Source organism: Granulicella arctica (genome assembly GCF_025685605.1).
In the GTDB taxonomy this organism is placed as follows: Bacteria; Acidobacteriota; Terriglobia; order Terriglobales; family Acidobacteriaceae; genus Edaphobacter; species Edaphobacter arcticus.
The window spans coordinates 2,066,170-2,083,149 of record NZ_JAGTUT010000001.1; the positions used below are offsets into that span (position 1 = coordinate 2,066,170).

At 62.0% G+C, this 16,980-nt stretch carries 18 protein-coding genes; 15 read left to right on the plus strand and 3 right to left on the minus strand.

Annotated features, from left to right (window positions below; translation table 11 throughout):
* Positions 1-138 precede the first annotated feature (138 nt).
* The gene (locus OHL20_RS08530) at positions 139-846 is read right to left on the minus strand and encodes a helix-turn-helix domain-containing protein (protein WP_263382769.1); all 708 of its coding nucleotides are present in this window, start codon (positions 844-846) and stop codon (positions 139-141) included.
* A gap of 661 nt (positions 847-1,507) precedes the next feature.
* On the opposite strand from OHL20_RS08530, the gene OHL20_RS08535 reads away from it, so the two are divergent.
* The 15 genes from OHL20_RS08535 (at position 1,508) to OHL20_RS08605 (ending at position 16,118) form a co-directional block, all read left to right on the plus strand.
* A complete protein-coding gene (locus OHL20_RS08535) occupies positions 1,508-2,032 on the plus strand; it encodes a sigma-70 RNA polymerase sigma factor region 4 domain-containing protein (RefSeq protein WP_263382770.1) in 525 nt (174 codons plus the stop codon).
* 153 nt (positions 2,033-2,185) lie between these two features.
* Entirely contained in the window at positions 2,186-2,863 is a 678-nt protein-coding gene (locus OHL20_RS08540) for a hypothetical protein (protein ID WP_263382771.1), read from the plus strand.
* A gap of 123 nt (positions 2,864-2,986) precedes the next feature.
* On the plus strand, positions 2,987-3,376 hold the full coding sequence (locus tag OHL20_RS08545; RefSeq protein ID WP_263382772.1) for a hypothetical protein: 390 nt from the start codon (positions 2,987-2,989) through the stop codon (positions 3,374-3,376).
* Between the two features lie 24 nt (positions 3,377-3,400).
* Positions 3,401-3,829: a hypothetical protein gene (locus OHL20_RS08550; RefSeq protein WP_263382773.1), complete on the plus strand. Its 429-nt coding sequence runs from the start codon at positions 3,401-3,403 to the stop codon at positions 3,827-3,829.
* An 86-nt stretch (positions 3,830-3,915) separates the two neighbouring features.
* Positions 3,916-4,887: a hypothetical protein gene (locus OHL20_RS08555; protein WP_263382774.1), complete on the plus strand. Its 972-nt coding sequence runs from the start codon at positions 3,916-3,918 to the stop codon at positions 4,885-4,887.
* Between the two features lie 114 nt (positions 4,888-5,001).
* Complete coding sequence (locus OHL20_RS08560) at positions 5,002-5,604, plus strand: hypothetical protein (RefSeq protein ID WP_263382775.1); 603 nt, start codon at positions 5,002-5,004, stop codon at positions 5,602-5,604.
* A 4-nt stretch (positions 5,605-5,608) separates the two neighbouring features.
* Complete coding sequence (locus OHL20_RS08565; RefSeq protein ID WP_263382776.1) at positions 5,609-6,037, plus strand: hypothetical protein; 429 nt, start codon at positions 5,609-5,611, stop codon at positions 6,035-6,037.
* A gap of 25 nt (positions 6,038-6,062) precedes the next feature.
* The gene (locus OHL20_RS08570; protein ID WP_263382777.1) at positions 6,063-6,566 is read left to right on the plus strand and encodes a hypothetical protein; all 504 of its coding nucleotides are present in this window, start codon (positions 6,063-6,065) and stop codon (positions 6,564-6,566) included.
* A complete protein-coding gene (locus tag OHL20_RS08575; RefSeq protein ID WP_263382778.1) occupies positions 6,563-7,537 on the plus strand; it encodes a hypothetical protein in 975 nt (324 codons plus the stop codon). Before OHL20_RS08570 ends, OHL20_RS08575 begins: the two co-directional genes overlap by 4 nt.
* A 25-nt stretch (positions 7,538-7,562) precedes the next feature.
* Complete coding sequence (locus OHL20_RS08580) at positions 7,563-9,158, plus strand: hypothetical protein (RefSeq protein ID WP_263382779.1); 1,596 nt, start codon at positions 7,563-7,565, stop codon at positions 9,156-9,158.
* The gene (locus OHL20_RS08585; protein WP_263382780.1) at positions 9,146-12,154 is read left to right on the plus strand and encodes a GDSL-type esterase/lipase family protein; all 3,009 of its coding nucleotides are present in this window, start codon (positions 9,146-9,148) and stop codon (positions 12,152-12,154) included. The genes OHL20_RS08580 and OHL20_RS08585 overlap by 13 nt, the downstream gene beginning before the upstream one ends.
* 74 nt (positions 12,155-12,228) lie before the next feature.
* Positions 12,229-13,728, plus strand: a complete 1,500-nt coding sequence (locus OHL20_RS08590; protein WP_263382781.1) for a phage terminase large subunit family protein — start codon at positions 12,229-12,231, stop codon at positions 13,726-13,728.
* Positions 13,729-13,871: 143 nt separating this feature from the next.
* The gene (locus OHL20_RS08595) at positions 13,872-14,747 is read left to right on the plus strand and encodes a HipA family kinase (protein WP_263382782.1); all 876 of its coding nucleotides are present in this window, start codon (positions 13,872-13,874) and stop codon (positions 14,745-14,747) included.
* 52 nt (positions 14,748-14,799) lie between these two features.
* Positions 14,800-15,663: a DUF3037 domain-containing protein gene (locus OHL20_RS08600; RefSeq protein WP_263382783.1), complete on the plus strand. Its 864-nt coding sequence runs from the start codon at positions 14,800-14,802 to the stop codon at positions 15,661-15,663.
* Positions 15,663-16,118, plus strand: coding sequence for a GNAT family N-acetyltransferase (locus tag OHL20_RS08605; RefSeq protein ID WP_263382784.1), 456 nt, complete (start codon positions 15,663-15,665; stop codon positions 16,116-16,118). The genes OHL20_RS08600 and OHL20_RS08605 overlap by 1 nt, the downstream gene beginning before the upstream one ends.
* 26 nt (positions 16,119-16,144) lie before the next feature.
* Here the strand turns inward: OHL20_RS08605 and OHL20_RS08610 are convergent, their stop codons facing one another.
* Entirely contained in the window at positions 16,145-16,492 is a 348-nt protein-coding gene (locus tag OHL20_RS08610) for a hypothetical protein (RefSeq protein WP_263382785.1), read from the minus strand.
* Between the two features lie 84 nt (positions 16,493-16,576).
* Positions 16,577-16,846, minus strand: a complete 270-nt coding sequence (locus tag OHL20_RS08615; protein ID WP_263382786.1) for a hypothetical protein — start codon at positions 16,844-16,846, stop codon at positions 16,577-16,579.
* Positions 16,847-16,980: the final 134 nt, after the last annotated feature.

The window sequence follows — 16,980 nt, forward strand, 5'->3', positions numbered from 1 at the left end:
GAAGGGTTTGCTGCTGGGAGGGGGCATCTGTGCTGGTGCAATTCTTTTGTCCTACCTGTTCCCAACGCGTTGACCTCTCGGGCGGTGGCGGCTAGCCCCAATAACTCCGGCTGTCACGGCTAACGGCCACCACAACCCCTACAACTCCGACAGCAAAATACAAACCCGCCCCACAATATAATCCGACGGCGACTCCTCCGCTCCCACCGACATCAACTGGATCGGGAACGCCCGCGAGTACGGCCGCAGAATCATCCGCCCTTCTTCAAAATCCACAAATCGCAGCAGCAGTGCCGCCCCGCATCGTACCCCATACAGCGTCGGCTGGTGCGCCCGGTACGGTGCCAGCGAGTTGTAGTGCCGGTCCAGCACCGCAATCGTGCCCGCCCCCAGCATCGGCTCCATCGCTGACGCCTGCTGCGCATCCACCCGGATCGCCAGGAACCGCTGCCAGTGCAGCCGCTTCGGATTCGGCCGAGACCGATTATCCTGCAGCCGCGACGCCGACACCTGCATCGTCTCAATCACCGACGAAGCCGTCGCAAACGCGCTCTCCATCGCCGCCCGTGAGGACACCACCGGCACCGTCTCCATCGGGTCAGCATCATTCCCCGCATCGCCCGCATTCAAGTCCACCGGCAGCAACTGGTCCACGGTCAGATTCTGTGCTGCCAGCACACGGTCTAATCCTTCGAGCGAGAGCGACCGCTTCTTATTCAGGAAGTTAGAGATATGCGCTTGCTGGAACTTGGTCTGCTGTGCAAGCTTCGTTCCGGTTAGGATGCCCTGGTCGATACGGCGAAGAAGTTCCAGACGGAGTAATTCATGCAGGTGTTGAAAGTTCATAAGGGAAGGAAGTCTGAGCGCAACCATATCATCTAGCAATACGAACAACGAGCGAATATACATTCATCTCTTATCCAATCAGTGGAAAACCCTTCGTTTCGTATAATGATTACTCCTGATACAAACTTAGGATTAGCTGTTGACACAGGCATTGTCGAAAGCTATAACCGTAAAACTTTCCATTATGGGAATCGCCAGGGGGTCAAGAAAACGTTTGCGTTCCACGCAGACGCCGGACCCTTCAGGCATCCTCTGATGGAGGAAAAACGAAGGTGCCGTGAACCACTCTCTCGTATGCGGCGCCATTCGCACCACCCACAACGTGCGTTGACGTTGTGCTGACGGGGGCCCCCACGAAGCCCCGCAGCCCAGCCAAAGCGCTTCATAGCAACCTGAGTGAGCCCATTCGACCGCTGAAAAACACTGAGGCTCGCCGGGGGAGAACTATGCCGTACGAGGGATCCATGAACGACTTGCGCCTTAATCTAAAAGTATGTGAAGCATGTGGAACATTGTGGCTGCGCGGGGGAGTTCACGATGGCGTGTATTGCCGAGGCTGTGCGCATCGTCTGGCACAGTTTCCCGCACCGAAGGGAAAACACGCAGGTGGCCGTAAGCCGCAACTGGCAAGGGTTTCAGGTTGCGCCGCAGGGGGTGCCCGATGAGCACAGCACTTTACATCCTGCCAAGACTCTGGGCCTGCGAAGCACCTCAACCTGCCCGCAAACCAACCCTCGTAGCCAAGCCGAAACCGGTCGTCGAGAGGCCCGCAGAGCCTATCGCACCCCGTCTTGCCTTCTATCGCAAATACACAGAAGGTTTGCTCCGACGTTATCTTCGCTTCTCACTGGAGACCGGCCGTGTCCCCTCGCTACTCAGCCGGGAGATGTTCGGCGGCAAGGTCAGCCACTATCGCGTCCACAGCTTCGAGGATGTGGTCATCTTCGTGCACGACGTGGAGAAATGTCTGAGCCTCCTTACCCAGCAGCAGCAAACCCTGATTACGCGCATCGCTGTTCAGGGATACACCCAGGGTGAGGCCGTCTTGTTGTTGCGCATCCCCCTTCGAACCATCAAGCGAAACTATGGTCGGGCAATCGATGCGCTCACAGCAGTCTTCCTGCAAACGAAAATGCTGATACCGCTCGAAGTCTGTCAAGCAGACGACCTCTCGGAGGAGGCCTAAGTCACTCATTCTGTTCAATAATGAAGTTGAAAATAGTTGGCCTACTAGTTCTATGCAGAATGCTATTCTGTTAATAGAAGCAAAACGAAACGGGAGAGTGCCACTCAGGCACCTCCCGTTTTTCTTTGCCCAAAGCAACTTTGAGGAGGTGGTATGGGATTAGCGGAAGGACTGCATCGACGGAGCATGAATCCAGCACAACCCGGAGCGTCACACCAGCCGGCAACGCTGCGGACTCGCCCTGTGACAACAAACACAGCGGCAACCAGCACACCGGTGGCCCGCACGCATACGCCGCGCAGCTTCGGCACAGCGCGCGCGCTCCAGCTCCGTGCCATGGCAGTCGACTTTCCCGTAGTAGAAGGTCACCCCAACCGGCTCCCCTTCGAGGGCGTCCTTACCCTGATCGATGTGGCCAGCGATAAGGCGCCGAGCGGTTCGCGCGGCCATCGCGTCGTCCTTACCCGGGCTGCAGCGGAGGCGGCATTACCCAGCCTGCTCGGCATGGCCGTCGACTATAAAACCGGCTGGGATGGCCACGACGCCCGGCAGAAGTGCGGCATCATCACGTCGGCCCAGATCGACGGCAAACAGCTCACCGTAGCCGGCTTTCTCTTCGCCCGCGACTTCCCCGAACTGGAACAAAAGGTCCAGGTCGAGGGCGTCATGGGCATGAGCTACGAGCTCGCCGACGCCCACGTAGCCGACATGCGCGCCTCTGTCTGGATGCTCACCCGCGCCACCTTCACCGGTGCCGCCATCCTGCTCCGCGACAAGGCCGCGTACCGCAACACCAGCTTCCGCCTCAAGCGCGCCAACCACCACCGCTAAGCGCACCACCGCGATGCACTTCAGGTGGGAGCACAGGGCTTCAGCCCTGTGAATATGCACGCCTGAACAAAGGGGCTTCAGCCCCGGGCACCGAAAACGCACCACAACCAGCAAGGAGAACGAATGACCTTTACCGCAGTCCTTGAAGCGATCGGACAAGGCTTCACCAAGGGCCTCAAGTGGGCCGTCGAGTACGCCGTGCCAGCAGAAAAGCTCGCCGCCCTCCTCTTCCCCACCGCCGCTCCCGAGCTCGTCGCCGTAGCCGACGCGACGACGCTCCTCCAGAACGCCGTCATCATGGTCGAGCAGAAGTACGCCGCCACCGGCACTCAGAGCGGCACCGGCGCCCAGAAGCTCGCCGACGTCCTGCTCCTCGCCGGTCCCGCCGCGTCCTCGCTCCTCACCAGCGCCGGCATCATCACCAGCCCTGCCTACCTGCAGAAGCTCATCTCCGCCATCGTCGCCATCCTCAACGTACAGAACCTCTCGAGCACCGCAGCGATCAAGGCTTAGCAACACGCAATCCCAAGGAGAACCATGGACCTCGAAATGACGAATGAACTCAGCATCACCGTAGAACGCCTCGCCGCCGCCGCAGGCATGTTACAACTCGCAGCCGAGCGCCTCACCGAGCGCGAGAGCACCTTTGCGATCGAAGCCGAAGCCACCCTGGGCCGCGTCGTCGCCTCCATCGGCACACAGCGCGAGGCCGAGCTTGAGCAGAAGCTGGCAGCAGCCGAAGCCCGCATTGCCGAGCTCCGCGCCTCTGCTCCTGTCGCAGTTACACACTCCGGCCGCAAAACTCTGCCCACCGCAACCATCAACCTACTCGCGAAGCAGGGTCTCGCCGGTGACGCTGTAGCCAGCATGGAAGCAGGTACCCTCGACGCCGCGCTCAGCAGCCTCTCTCTCGAGCAGCGCATCGCCGTCAAAGCGCAGCTCATGCGAGCAGGCCTGCTCGGCTAATAACTGCCGCTCCTCGCCACAAAACTCGAAGCTTCATCCACACGACGCAGATCACCGCGTCCTTTTCTGTCTTAAGGAGACCACCCATGAACGCTAAATTCACAGAGATCCACGCCGCAGCAGACTACCTCGGACCCGGCGCAGTAGAAGTCCCGATGTACCAGTCCGAGATCACCGATCTCGTCCGCCGCCGTGGCCTCTTCGGGCAGCGCATCAAGCAGGTCCCGGCCACCGGCCACCCGTCGCGCTTCTTCGAGGAGGTCTCCATTCCCTCGCCAGCCGCGTCCAGCGGCTTCGTCGACCCGCGCAACATCGTCGCACCGCTCGTCAGCCCCACCCGCCTCGAACGCAGCGTGCCGTTGAAGGCGCTCGTCGCCCAGATCAACTACAACCTCTTCGACATTGAACTCGGCCAGCAGCAGAGCCAGTTCGCCTACCTCCAGGCGAAGGATCTCGCCGACACCGTAGACGGCGTACTCCGCACCCACGACGTCGCCCTGTGGAACGGTAACGACACCTCGCTCTCTGCGCCAACCACCGCACAGTACTTCGGCGCAGGGGCACAGATCGCCGCGGGCGGAAACACGGTCAGCATCCCCACCACAGGCTCGATCGTCGACGGCTTCAAATCGACCATCGCCCAGATGGTGGCGAACAGCTCCTACGGCGTGCGACCCACCGCAATCTATGCGAATCCAGTGCTCCTCGACCTCATCGACCGCGAGATGAAGAACGAGTTCAACGTCGTCCTCGGCACCCGCGAGATCACCGCCGGCTTCACCGTCAAGATGCTCTCGACCCAGGCCGGTGACATCCCCCTCATCCCGGAGTGGACGCTCAGCTACACCGGCACCCCCGGCTCCGGCTCAGCCGTCCTACCCGCCTACATCGTCACCGAAGACCTCATCGAGTACCACTGGCTCTCCGACCCAAATCCACGCATCTTCCAACTCGGCGTACCTGGCTCGCTCGCAAGCCAGTACGTCGTCGTGAAGTTCGGCGGCCTCGTAGTCAAGGGTGCCAACTACGCCCACTACCAGGTCCTCGTAGACCGCTAGAAAGATAGCAAGAGTCTCTTCGACTTCTAACCCGCCACACATCCACAGGGACCGCGCACAACACGTGCCGGTCCCTGTTGCTTTTTACCGAACACCAAAAAAGAAAGGACCGCAATGGGTTACATACTCCCCACCGAGTACACACAATACGGTCTCTCGGCCGACATCACCGACGACTGGATCACCATGGCCTCATCCCTCATGGACTCCTACTGCCGCCGCACCAGCCTGCTCGCGACGCAGTACGTGGAGCGCATGCGCCTCACCGCCGACGCGCAGAGCGTTCGTCTCAGCTACCTACCGCTCATCAGTGTGGACGGAGTCCGCGTCCGCTACGGCCATCCGCGCCGCGGCGAGCGAGCCGACCCCTTCCGCGAGCAGGTCGCGTGGGCCTTCAGCCTGCCCGGAAGCTGGAGCACGCTCGACCCCGCCACCGTCGACCTCAACCAGCCCACCGGCGAGCTGACGTTTCCTGAGAACTTCCTCGGCCTCAACTACAACGAGGTGGAGATTACCTACACCGCGGGCGTAGCTACGATCCCCGCAGCCATCAAGATCGCCTGCGCCCAGATCGTGCGCAACGCACAGGCCATGCCGTCCACCAACGTCAAGTCGAGCAGGATGGACACCTTGCAGATGGAGTACTTCTCCGGCGGCCTCATCGATCCACAGGTCCAGGCGATGCTGCGGCCGTATCTAGCCCAAAGGATCGGGTGACACCATGGCAGACGTCCTCCAATCCACCGCAGCCAGCCTCGCAGCAGACACCCTCCTGCGCACAGCCGGCGGCCGCAGTGTACTTCTCCGTACGCCTTCACCAGGCACACCCGGCGATGCCACAGAGCAGTTAGGCCTCATCACGCCGAGCTTTCAGGACGTCGAGCTTTCACCCGTCGTCCTCCGCAAAGCACAGGCCGCAACCGCAGCCGGGAAAGCTCCGCGCTGGGAGCTACTCGTCTCCGCCAGTGCCGTTCACGCGGTAGTCGGCACCTTCGCCTTCAACTCCGCGAGCGTCATCTTTGCCACCGCCTTCGGTGTGCTGGTCGACGACACGCTGATGGAGATCGAAGCTGCCACCTCGTCCTCCGCCTTCGGGTCACCCTATGTCTATCGGCTTGTTCTGCGCGCTCCACTCACCTCCGCAACCTGATCGTGACCAGAAAGGTTACATACAAATGATCAACGCAAAAGACACGTTCTACCTCATGCTCCGTGACCGTCTCGCCGCACTCAATCCGACCCGCACCATGGGTCTGCGCGGCATCATCCGGCCCGGCATCCTGGTCGAAGAGAATGAGCTCGCCACAGACGCAATCGTTCCCGACATCTTCCGCCTGCACTGGACCACGCTCTCAATGGGCGTCCTCGGACCACTGCCGCTAGCGACGATGACCTGCGAGATCCGCTACGCAACCACCGGCACCGCAAGCAATGGCGGCATGGATCGTGGCCGTCTGCTCACCGTGATGGATAGCGAGCTGACCGCCGCACTCCAGATCGTTCCGCACCAGATCCAGAAGCGCAACTATGCAGCCAGCAGCGTAGGTGTAGCCCCTGTCGCTATGCTGACGAACGTCTTCTGGAGCGACGCAAGCTTCAGCGAAACGGTCGCAACAGCCGAACGCCTGGAGCGCACGGCTACGGTCGAAGTCTTCTGCTACCAGGAGCCCGGCGAATGACCGTAACCCTCGCAGCGACGACACCCGTCACACGACGCATTCGAGCTTACTTCGCCCCCGTCAACCGAGCCGCCGTCGCACCAACGATCTTCGACGCGGCCCAGAGCGGCACCTTCGCTCTGAACACCCCGCCAGCGCCGTGGATCGACCTGGGCTGGTGCACGAACTTCGCGCGGAAGACCGGCACGAAGGTGAGCGCGCTGCAGTCCGGCACGCCCGCCATCGCGCAGGCGCAGATGCGCACCGAGATCGACGCCACCGTCTCGCTCCAGTTCGAAGCTTGGGGCAAGCTGCAACTCGCCCTCGCCGCAGGTTCGCAGCAGATGAACCTTCTTGCAACCGTGACAGGAGCAATCTCAAATGGCAGCGGTGGCACCGCCATCATTGCCACGCCGCTCTTACCGGATGGCAGCTCGACGGCCGCACAACTAAGCATCGGCGTGACAGCAGCAGCGGCCTTTGCGATCGGCAGCCTCATCGCCGTCGATATCGACTATACCGGCCAGACCGGCTTCGTCGGCAGCGGCATCAGCGCGGCCTACGTCCGGTCGAGCGGAGCGGTGAACGGCGATGCGAACTACATTCGTCGCGTCACGTTGAACGTAGCCCGCGTGACCGGCAACGTCGCAGGTGTGCTGCAACTCGCCTCCGAGCTACCGGCGGGTGTACCTGCTGCGGTGATGAAGGTCAGCCCGCTCACCGGCTTCGTCGATCGCGAAGGCGGCAGCTTCTTTCAGGAGTGGTCCGGCCTCTTCGTCTATGAGGGTGAACAGGGCGACCGCGTGATCTTCCATTATCCGCGGCTACAGGCCATGCAAGGCTCAGCCGAAAGCCTCGAAGCGCTCGCAGGCCCCTTCAACCAAGTGCGCCTCGCGGGAGCCTTTCGCGCGCTGCCGGTGAAGGACGCAAACGATGGCGAGATGGTGCTGTGTTTCCGCAGCTATCTCCCAGCCGCTTCACGCGCAATTTAGCAAACACATACAAAGGAGACGAACGATGCACTGTATATCCAGACGATGGACGCTCGTAGGAATGCTACTCGCGATAACGCTCACGATGCGGCCGGTGATGGCGCAGGTCGCCACCACGCAGGTCGCCGACACCATCTACCGTGCCGACGGCACCACCGCAACCGGAACGGTCATCATCAGCTGGCCACAATTTGTAACAGCGACCGGTCAGGCGGTTCCAGCAGGCAGTACCTCTGCGGTCATTGCGGCAGGCGGCGTGCTCTCACTCCAACTCGCGCCGAACGCCGGTTCGAACCCGATGGGCAGCTACTACACCGTCGTCTATCACCTGGACGATGGCAGCCAGAGCCGCCAGTATTGGGTCGTCCCGGTCAGCGGTTCGCCGGTTAAGATCGGCACAATCAGCAGCACCGTCATGCCGCTCTCGGTGGCCCAGCAGACGGCGAGTGTCAGCTATGTCAATCAGCAGATTGCTTCGCTGGTCGCCACGGGAACCGTGCCAACGGCAACCGGCGGCACCTTCGTCCAGGTCAGCGGCGACACCATGACCGGCCCGCTCGTCCTTCCCGGCGATCCTACGACGGCGACCCAGGCGGCGGATAAACACTATGTCGATACAGGTGTGCAGCAGGTCGCTGCCGGGGTTGCGCAGAAGGTTGCACTCACGCCACAGGGAACGCAGATTATCGCGCAGCCATCTGGTTCGCAGATGCAGGTCAACCTCCTCAACGGCGAAGAGTATGCGACGCAATACGTAAGTGGTCACGGCAACAACGGCATCGCCAATGCCGCGGCCAGCGCGGATTGCGTCAACGGCTGTGACATCCATGCGGAGGATACCTACAACTCGCTCGAGGGCTACGATGCCGCTAGCTGGAACAACCAGACGCATCTCGAGGATCATCGGCAGGGCTGGAAGCGCGATGTCTTTGTAAACCCGGGCAATCCGCTTTCGCCAGGCACGGTGCAGGGCCAGGTTATCGACCTTGTGACGACGCAGCAGAGCGCCGTCGTTGGATCGACCGTCATCTCCGAAGACCCGGTTGCGATTGCGTTCGAGGTCTCGAACTCCGCGCTCGCGGGCGGCTCGAATCAGTTCCCCGCATCGATTGAACCTACGGTGCCTTACTTCAAGAGCAACTACCTCGCACAGCAGATCACCGGCAACTACTACACGATGGGGCAGCACAGCCTGACCGCGCAGAACATCAACTGCTATGGCGTTGGCGACTGCCTGATCGGCTCCCAGGTGATGCTCGCCTCGGGCGGCTTCCGCGACGAAGCAGACGAAGGCGCTCATCCCTACGACCTGGAGTTCAGCGAGGACACGCGCGTCTTCACCGCCACCTGCGTCACCGGTTGCAGCACTGGTTCTACCTCCGTCATAACCTCGGCAACAGCGGCCGCGGGCACCCAGGGCGAGGGTCGTTTCCTCATCGATAAGAACCCATCGCGCATCATCAGCGCGGGCTTGCTGACGAGCGGCATCAGCGGCATTCCCTATCCCAGCGCGTTGTTCAGCGGTGTCACCTTCCCAATCAGCACGTTCTCTCGACCGCAGCTTTGGCACCTTCGCAGTCCAGCAAGACTGCACCAGGCACCATCGTCATGGCTATCCTGACCAGTGGCGTCACGGCAGGCTTTGCCACCAACACCGCTGCAGCACCGGCGACGAGCGGCGTTGCCTGTGTCGTCGACCAGAATCCTGCCGGCGGTTTTCTTCCCCATAACTACGAGATGGCGAACTACACCGTGGTCGACGGAACGCATCTCCGCCTGACGCTGAACAAGGTGCATGCAGCACAGTCGACTGTGGCCATTGGCGGCCTTTGCGGCTACGGCATCGAGCAGACGGTCGATACGGTTGCTGGTATCCGGCAACTCTTCCCGGTCGTCGGCTCCTGCTCCTCGACCGCGCTCTACTATGCGGGCGGACAGACAGCGATCGTCGGCATCACCGGACAGACCGGGGGATTCCTGAACCTGTCGGCGACCGTCGCGTCCATCGCACGCTCTGCAAATCTTGTGACGCTGACTGCGACGGGAAGATTTCCGCAGGATATCAACGGCCTCTCCATGACCATCGGCGGCGTGACCGACAGCAGCTATAACGGCACCTTCGTCGTTACCACGACCAGCGCAAACACGCTGACCTATGCGCAGGCCGGACCAGACAGCACCAGCACAAACGGGACGGCCTCCATCCTCACCGGCGGCTATGCGCTCTACCCGATGGCCGAGGTGCTGGGCGTGATGAACCCGGCGACCCGGCAGGTCGATGGACAGTTCACCCTCGCACCGAACACCATCGCCTTCGCCGCGAACGACGCGCTCGAGGAGCCGCACTACTACCAGGAGCGCATCGCTCCCGACTCCGAGTTGATCAGTCAGACCGTGCCGCGGGCGACGGGCATTCAGTACGGCGGCATCTCCTACCAGGGTACCAATGCCACGGGATTGATTGGCTGGCGCATCTCCAACGACAGCCCGGCACTGAGCTATCTTGGGGCCGGTGGCAATCACACCGCACCCTTCGATGCCCTCGTCACCACGGGCGTCTGGCAGCAGACGATGGAGCTCGATGCCGGGTTGAGCACCGTCTTCCAGATCCACTGCAACTATCACGGTTGCAACCGGTGGAACAGTGGCTACAACCTCTTCCTGCTGAACAGCGCAGTGGGTGTGGACCTGGTCGCATACGAGCCGCAGGACAGTACGATCAACATAAACCTTCGCGGAACCGGCTATCAGTTCACGCCGCAGGCCTTCTCTGCGACGACCATCAATGCGGGCACGATCAACGCAACGACGATCAACGGTCCGGTTAGCGGAAACAGCATCACCAGTGGGGCTGTGGCTGCGGCCTACCTCCCCCTGTTGGGAGCTTCGGGCGCCGCTCATGCAGCGGGGCTCGTCCCTGATCCTGGTATCGTCACCGGCAGCTCACGGTACCTGCGTGAGGATGGAACGTGGAGTGTTCCCGGTGGACAGAATGTAGGTGGCGGCAACCTGCTCGCCGGTGCGACGGCAGACTATAACTTCCTGCAGGGCACAGGCACCTCGGTGCTCGACACCTCGGGCAGCGGCAACAATGGGACCTTTGTAAGTGGGCAGGCACCCTCGTGGACGACCACTGGACTTGCCTTCCTGCCGGGCCAGGGAGTCAGTCTGCCAGCCGCACTCGACGGCACACAGACCTACTTCCTTGGCCTCTACATCAATCCAATCAGCGCCGGAGCCCAGATCGCCAATCAGTATCCCATCCTGATGTCGAGCAGCACGGGTGGCAATGGCTTCAACTTCATGTATGACTACTCGCCGAACACGCAGAATGGCTTTATCCCCAATGCGTATGCGCCGACTTTCTTTGTGAACGGCCATACGACGACGGTCACGCCCAACCTGATCTCCGGCTTCCATGTGTTGGCGGCGGTGCTGGGCACGGCTGGCAACAGCACACCCGACCGCATCTACATCGATGGTGTCGAGGTCGCGAGCTACACCGGGCAGGGTAGCTCCGCCGGTGTTCAGACCAGCGGCAACCTCTTTCTGGGCTCATCGGGCGTCAATCCGTGGACAGCCTCCGGCTTCCTCGGCACGATGTACCGGATGCGTACCTACGCAACCCCGCTAACCCCTGCGGCGGTGCTGTCGATCAGTGCTTCCATCACCAACGAAGTTGCCGGGCGCGGTGTGCCGGTAGTGCCGGTCAACATCCAGCTTGCGGCACCGCAGCTCCAGGCGATCGGCGACTCGATCACCTTTGGACTCGGCGTCTCGACTCCGTGGCCTTCGCTGCTGACTCTTACCAATCAGCCCGCCTATACCATCACGGACTGGGGCATCTCGGGGATCGAGCTGACGGCCATCAACGGCTCCGAACCCAATCGTGCTGCGTTGCGCTGCCACACCAGCGCAGGCCCTTCGATCGCCGTCATCTTCGCCGGGACGAACGACTTCGCCCTTGTGGCGACGGCTCCAACGGCGGTGCTGATGAGCCTGCTGGGTGAGGTGCAGACGATGAAGCAGGCAGGCTGCAAGGTCTTCGTCGGGACGATGCTCTCCCGCGGCGGCAACGATGTCGGCGGCACGCTGTACGACGCGAACAAGGATGCCTATGATGCGCTGATCCTGTCGCAGGCAAAGGCCGGTGGTGCGGATGGCATCATCGACTTCGCAGCCAACCCGCTGCTCGGTGCGGACGGTGCAAACCAGGGCAGCTACTTCCAAAGCGATAACATTCACCCCAACCAGGCTGGTCAGCAACTGCTGGCGAATGCCGCGAGCAACGTGCTGAACTACACCTTCGGCGCGAACGAAACCAGCCCACATGTGGTGACCACGCTCGGCTACTCGATGACGGCGGGCGATGGCTATATCAGCCTCGCCGGCCTGACCGGCGCGGGCACCCTGACGCTGCCGGACTGCACGGGGCAGAGCGGTGCCAGCTACCGCATCAACAATCCGCAGGCAGCCTTCGCGGTGGCGGTGGTGCCGTTCAACACCAGCCAGCTGGTCAACGGCCTCGGCAGCGCGACGGTTCCGGCAAACGCGACGCTTACGATGCGCGACACGCCGAACCCGAAGGCTGTCTCTGGCTGCCATTGGGAGATGTAATCGGAGTATGTAACCGTAGCGGGTTCGTTCTTGAGGAGCGAACCCGCGTTCACCGCAGGAATTGAGGATGTGCGATGGGAGATGACCTAAAGCAGGACATCAGCGTGGACGGCATGAGTGCATTAGGCAGAGAACTTGCAGCGAAACCTGCCGGGCTGGAAGCGAGCGCGGGGATTCTCCTGGCAAAGAGATTTCTCAAGGTGCGGGATCGCGAGGGCCTTGTGCGGCCGCTCGAGGCGAATAAGGCGCAGACGGAGTTCGAGCGCGCACGCGGGCAGCACAACATCATCCTGAAGGCACGGCAGATGGGCATGACGACGTGGGTCTCGGGCCGCTTCTTCCTGAAGACCATCACGACGCCCGGTGCCCTGACCGTCCAGGTGGCGCACACCCGTGAGGCGGCCGAGAGTATCTTCCGCATCGTGCAGCGCTTCTGGGACGAGATGCCCGAGGCGTATCGCACCGGGCCGCTGAAGCGTAGCCGCGCGAACGTTCGCCAGATGATCTTTCCGGCGCTCGACAGCGAGTTCCGCGTCGTGAGTGCGGCGGACGGAAACGCGGGGCGGGGGCTGACGATTCAGAACCTGCACTGCAGCGAGGTCTCACGCTGGAAGGGTGACGCGAAGGAGACGCTCGCCGGACTGCGGGCGGCGCTCGCACCCTCGGGCGAACTGGTGCTGGAATCGACGCCGAACGGAGCGTACGGCTGCTTCTACGACGAGTGGCAGGGCGCGAAGGAAAGTGGTCTCGCGCACCACTTCCTGCCGTGGTGGCTCGAAGCCGCATATGTAGCCAACCCGGTTACAGATCTGAGCGACGAGGAGATTGAGGCACGCGATCGCTATGGACTATCGCCGGAGCAGATGGGCTTTCGGCGCACGCTGGAGCGCAGCTATCGCGGCCTGCGCTCGCAGGAGTTCGCCGAAGATCCGGAGCGATGCTTCCGGGCGAGTGGCGACTGCTGCTTCGAGATCGAGGTGATCGAAAAGCGGCTGCTGGAGCTTGGTGATGCCGCGGTGAAGCGTCGGCACGGTGCGCTGCTGGTCTGGCTGTCCGTGCGGCCCGACAAGGAGTATCTTGTTGCCGTGGACCCCGCAGGCGGGGGCAGCGACGGTGACTACAGCGCCATCCAGGTGATCGAACTGGCAGGCGGTCTGCAGTGCGCAGAGCTGCGGGAGAAGGTAAGGCCAAGTGAGCTGAGCCGGATCGCCGCCGAGCTGGCGCGTGAGTACAACGATGCCATGATCGTCGTGGAGCGCAACAACCACGGCATCGGCGTGCACACGATCCTGAGCCTTACCGAACACTACGGCAACATCTACGAGTCCGACGGCCTCGAAGGTTTTCTAACGACAGCGACCTCGAAGCCGCGCATCATCAGCCGCTTCGGTGCGCTGCTGTTTGAGCAGCCGGGCCTCTTCCACAGCCGTCGCCTGCTGGGCGAGTGCCGCACCTTCGTGACCCAGGCGAACGGCAGCACCGGCGCCATCACAGGCGCACACGACGACTGCCTGATGGCCATGGCCATCGCGCAGGAGGTTCGAGCCGAGCGCATGGTGAAGGGCCGCCGCTAGAACAAAGACCTACCGCGGTTGGTACGGAGGAACGCGAATAAGAACGGATGAAGACTTAGAGCTTTTCTAGTGCTTCGTTCTTAAATCCGCGTTCCTCCGCGCCGATCCGCGGTAGCTTCTGGTTCTCCCTGTACGCTGTACCTGTGGCAGTCCTCGCGGTGCAGGCAATTCGACGGATGCGGGGCGGCGCGCAGAGCCAGTTAATGCTGGGCGCGGATGGCAAGCTGTGGGTGGTCAAGTTTCAGAACAATCCGCAGCACCTTCGGGTGCTTGCGAACGAGCTGATCGCAACCCGGCTTGCCGAGGCCGTCGGGCTCACGGTTCCGCTTACCGACGTGGTCGAGGTGACGGAGTGGCTGATCGCCAACACGCCTGACCTCGGCGTCGAGATGCCGCGTGGGTTGAGCCAGCGTTACAGCCCGGGGCTGCAGTTCGGCAGCCAGTTTGTCGGCGGCCTGATGCCCGGACAGGTGGTGGATTACCTGCCCGAGGCACAGCTTGACGAGGTCCGCAACCTGGCCGAGTTTGCAGGGATGCTGGCGATCGATAAGTGGACGGGAAACTGCAACGGGCGGCAGGCGGTCTTCGAACGCAAGCCACGCGAACGCAAGTACCGCGCCACCTTTATCGACCAGGGCTTCTGCTTCAACGCAGGCGAGTGGACCTTTCCGGATGCTCCGCTGCGCGGCATCTACGCGCGCAACAAGGTCTACGCGCGCGTGACCGGGTGGCCGAGCTTTGAGCCGTGGTTGAGCCGCATCGAGACGATGGACGCGAGCACACTCTGGCGCATCGCCGAGGCTGTACCGCCTGCCTGGTATGGCGGCGATACGACGCAGATCGAACGGTTGATGGAGCAGATGCTGGTACGTCGTGGGCGTGTTCGCGAACTGATTGCGTCATTTCGGGACTCGGACCGCGACCCGTTCCCACTTTGGAACCGCAACCAGGTGATCGCCGTACCGGGACAGTTTCCGGATCCGGCAAAGTTTGGCGTAGCCGGAAAGTTTGTGATGTGAACGCGATGGTGATCGGATTGCACGAGTATCGAACTGCGAGAGAGGAGAGAGTGTGAAGGAGCGGCTGCCATGCGAGTTCTTCCTCATCCGGTATGTGCCGGATGTAGTGAAGGGCGAGTTTGCGAACATCGGTGTGCTGCTGCGCGAGGCGATGCCATCGTCGGCTGGCCCGACCGCGCCGCTCATCCGCTTTACACGCGATTGGAGCCGGGTTCGCTGCATCGATGCCAGCGCCGACATTCCCTTGCTCGAGGCGCTCGAAGCGGAGATCGCGGAGCGGCTGGAGATGGTGGCGCGGGGGACGAATCCCGATACGAAGCCGATCCTGCAGGTGCTCGAAGATACGCTGGCAAACTCGCTCCAGATCACCGAAGCGCGGGCATGTCTCGCCGAGAGTCTGCCGGCGGAGCTTGAGCAGTTGATGCGGATGTATGTCGAACCGCTGAAGGTTGTGGCCGATAAATCATCGCGGCTGCGAACGGGTCGTGCGGCCATCACGGGCGCGATGCGGACGGAGTTTGAACGCGCCGGTGTGTGGGCATTGATGCGGAAGAGAATTGCCGCATCGATGTATACCGCTGCGGGCGATCCAATGAAGCTCGACTGCGGCTACCGGCCGAACGGCGTGATTCGCATCTTCCACGCTGTCTCGCTCGAGGGCGATGTGGAGGCGGCGAAGGTGCTGGCGTTTACGGCTCCGCAGCTTCGCGACGGGGTGGCGCGGGTCGAGCAGGCGAAGCTCGAAATGACCGCCATTGTTGAGCCGATCCGGCTGCTTGCGGGCGAGCCCGAGGATGAGGCAAGCGAGGCGTATCGGTTCGGCGTCGAGACGATGGAGCGCCAGGCGATCCGCGTGATGACAGTGAACGACCTGGCCCGCATCGCCGAGACGGCGCGGGTCGAGCTACGCGTTTGATGGATCTGTTGATCCGGCGATCGCAGCCATCGGAGCATGAAGCCGTAAAGGCGCTCGTGCAGATGGTGGTGGACGAGACGTATGCTGGTTTGTGGGCGGCGCCTCCGCTGCCGATTGGCGACGAGGATTGGTCGATGGCCTCCGTCGCGCTCCTGGAAGACGCCCTCCCAGGAGATGCTCTCGTCGGCATGGTGTTGACAAACGCTGCATGGATCGACGACCTATGGGTACTTCGTGAGTATCGCGGCCGAGGCATTGGCAAGCTGTTACTGGAACATGCTGAGGCCGAGATTGCGGCTCGCGGCAGCGACGTGATGCGACTGCGAGTTGTGAAATCGAACACGAATGCCGTGCGCTTTTACGAGCGATATGGCTGGCATGTCGAGAGAGAGCTTCTGCACGAGACCTTCTCTATCGCGATGCTTGAGATGCAGAAGGCTTGTCGAGCTGAATGAAGTCGGGACGATCGAATGGGATGCCTTCACCTCGCCGGACTGCGCATCGCGGTTAGTCGATCCAGCATCTCGCCTCGCCGGATCTTTGCGGCCTGGCGACGGAGATGCCGGACCGGATCGATGGGTAGGTCGGAGTCTGCATCGTCACCATCAGCCTCTTCGTCGAGCTGCTGCATGATGACATGCTGCACGCGCGGCTGACTGATGCGCTGTAGCTGGTGAAGCGCGTTTCCCAGCGAGGTGGTGGTCGGGTAGAAACCGAGATGCTTCGCGCCCCGACGCCTGCGGCGTTTGTAGCGGATGCGCTGGAAGAAGAACAGGACGAGGACGACGAAGAGAAACGCATAAAGTGCTGCGAAGAGAATGAGGTCCATACGGGTACCCTGGCGTGCGCAGACGGTTGATCAGGAACGGGGCCTCTCCGGCGCGGAGCTCCCGCCGGGGATGCGTCAACTCGGCTAGGCGAACGGCAGGGGTGGGGGTCGCTGGAAGAGTGACGGTCGTGCGGGTGGCGGGACGCTGTGATCGCTTGTCGTGGACGACGTGAGCCACACAAGCGGGAGCAGAACGACACTGCCAAAGAGAAAGATCGGCACCAGGACGAAGCAGAGGACCGGCGCGTTGTGAGCGCTGCCTGCATGGGCGAGCAGCAGGAACAAAAGACTGACGACGAGCACGATGAGGACGAGCATTCTCTGGCGGCGCGGCTGCTGATGCTGCATCTTCATGTCCCGCGATTATAGCGAGCCGGCTCAGCAGATGGATCGTAAGACAGGTGTACACAGAATTCTGGATAGTCGAGAGTCGAGGCGTGCGCAACAAGCGGCGCCTCTTTTACATGGAGATTCCTCACCATAAAGTA

Coding starts and splice junctions, on each gene's coding strand:
- OHL20_RS08555 (WP_263382774.1), top strand. CDS start 3,916: ATGAACGCTAAATTCACAGAGATCCACGCCGCAGCAGACTACCTCGGA.
- OHL20_RS08545 (WP_263382772.1), top strand. CDS start 2,987: ATGACCTTTACCGCAGTCCTTGAAGCGATCGGACAAGGCTTCACCAAG.
- OHL20_RS08565 (WP_263382776.1), top strand. CDS start 5,609: ATGGCAGACGTCCTCCAATCCACCGCAGCCAGCCTCGCAGCAGACACC.
- OHL20_RS08550 (WP_263382773.1), top strand. CDS start 3,401: ATGGACCTCGAAATGACGAATGAACTCAGCATCACCGTAGAACGCCTC.
- OHL20_RS08605 (WP_263382784.1), top strand. CDS start 15,663: ATGGATCTGTTGATCCGGCGATCGCAGCCATCGGAGCATGAAGCCGTA.
- OHL20_RS08535 (WP_263382770.1), top strand. CDS start 1,508: ATGAGCACAGCACTTTACATCCTGCCAAGACTCTGGGCCTGCGAAGCA.
- OHL20_RS08585 (WP_263382780.1), top strand. CDS start 9,146: ATGGCTATCCTGACCAGTGGCGTCACGGCAGGCTTTGCCACCAACACC.
- OHL20_RS08615 (WP_263382786.1), bottom strand. CDS start 16,846: ATGAAGATGCAGCATCAGCAGCCGCGCCGCCAGAGAATGCTCGTCCTC.
- OHL20_RS08560 (WP_263382775.1), top strand. CDS start 5,002: ATGGGTTACATACTCCCCACCGAGTACACACAATACGGTCTCTCGGCC.
- OHL20_RS08590 (WP_263382781.1), top strand. CDS start 12,229: ATGGGAGATGACCTAAAGCAGGACATCAGCGTGGACGGCATGAGTGCA.
- OHL20_RS08570 (WP_263382777.1), top strand. CDS start 6,063: ATGATCAACGCAAAAGACACGTTCTACCTCATGCTCCGTGACCGTCTC.
- OHL20_RS08575 (WP_263382778.1), top strand. CDS start 6,563: ATGACCGTAACCCTCGCAGCGACGACACCCGTCACACGACGCATTCGA.
- OHL20_RS08610 (WP_263382785.1), bottom strand. CDS start 16,492: ATGGACCTCATTCTCTTCGCAGCACTTTATGCGTTTCTCTTCGTCGTC.
- OHL20_RS08530 (WP_263382769.1), bottom strand. CDS start 846: ATGAACTTTCAACACCTGCATGAATTACTCCGTCTGGAACTTCTTCGC.
- OHL20_RS08540 (WP_263382771.1), top strand. CDS start 2,186: ATGGGATTAGCGGAAGGACTGCATCGACGGAGCATGAATCCAGCACAA.
- OHL20_RS08580 (WP_263382779.1), top strand. CDS start 7,563: ATGCACTGTATATCCAGACGATGGACGCTCGTAGGAATGCTACTCGCG.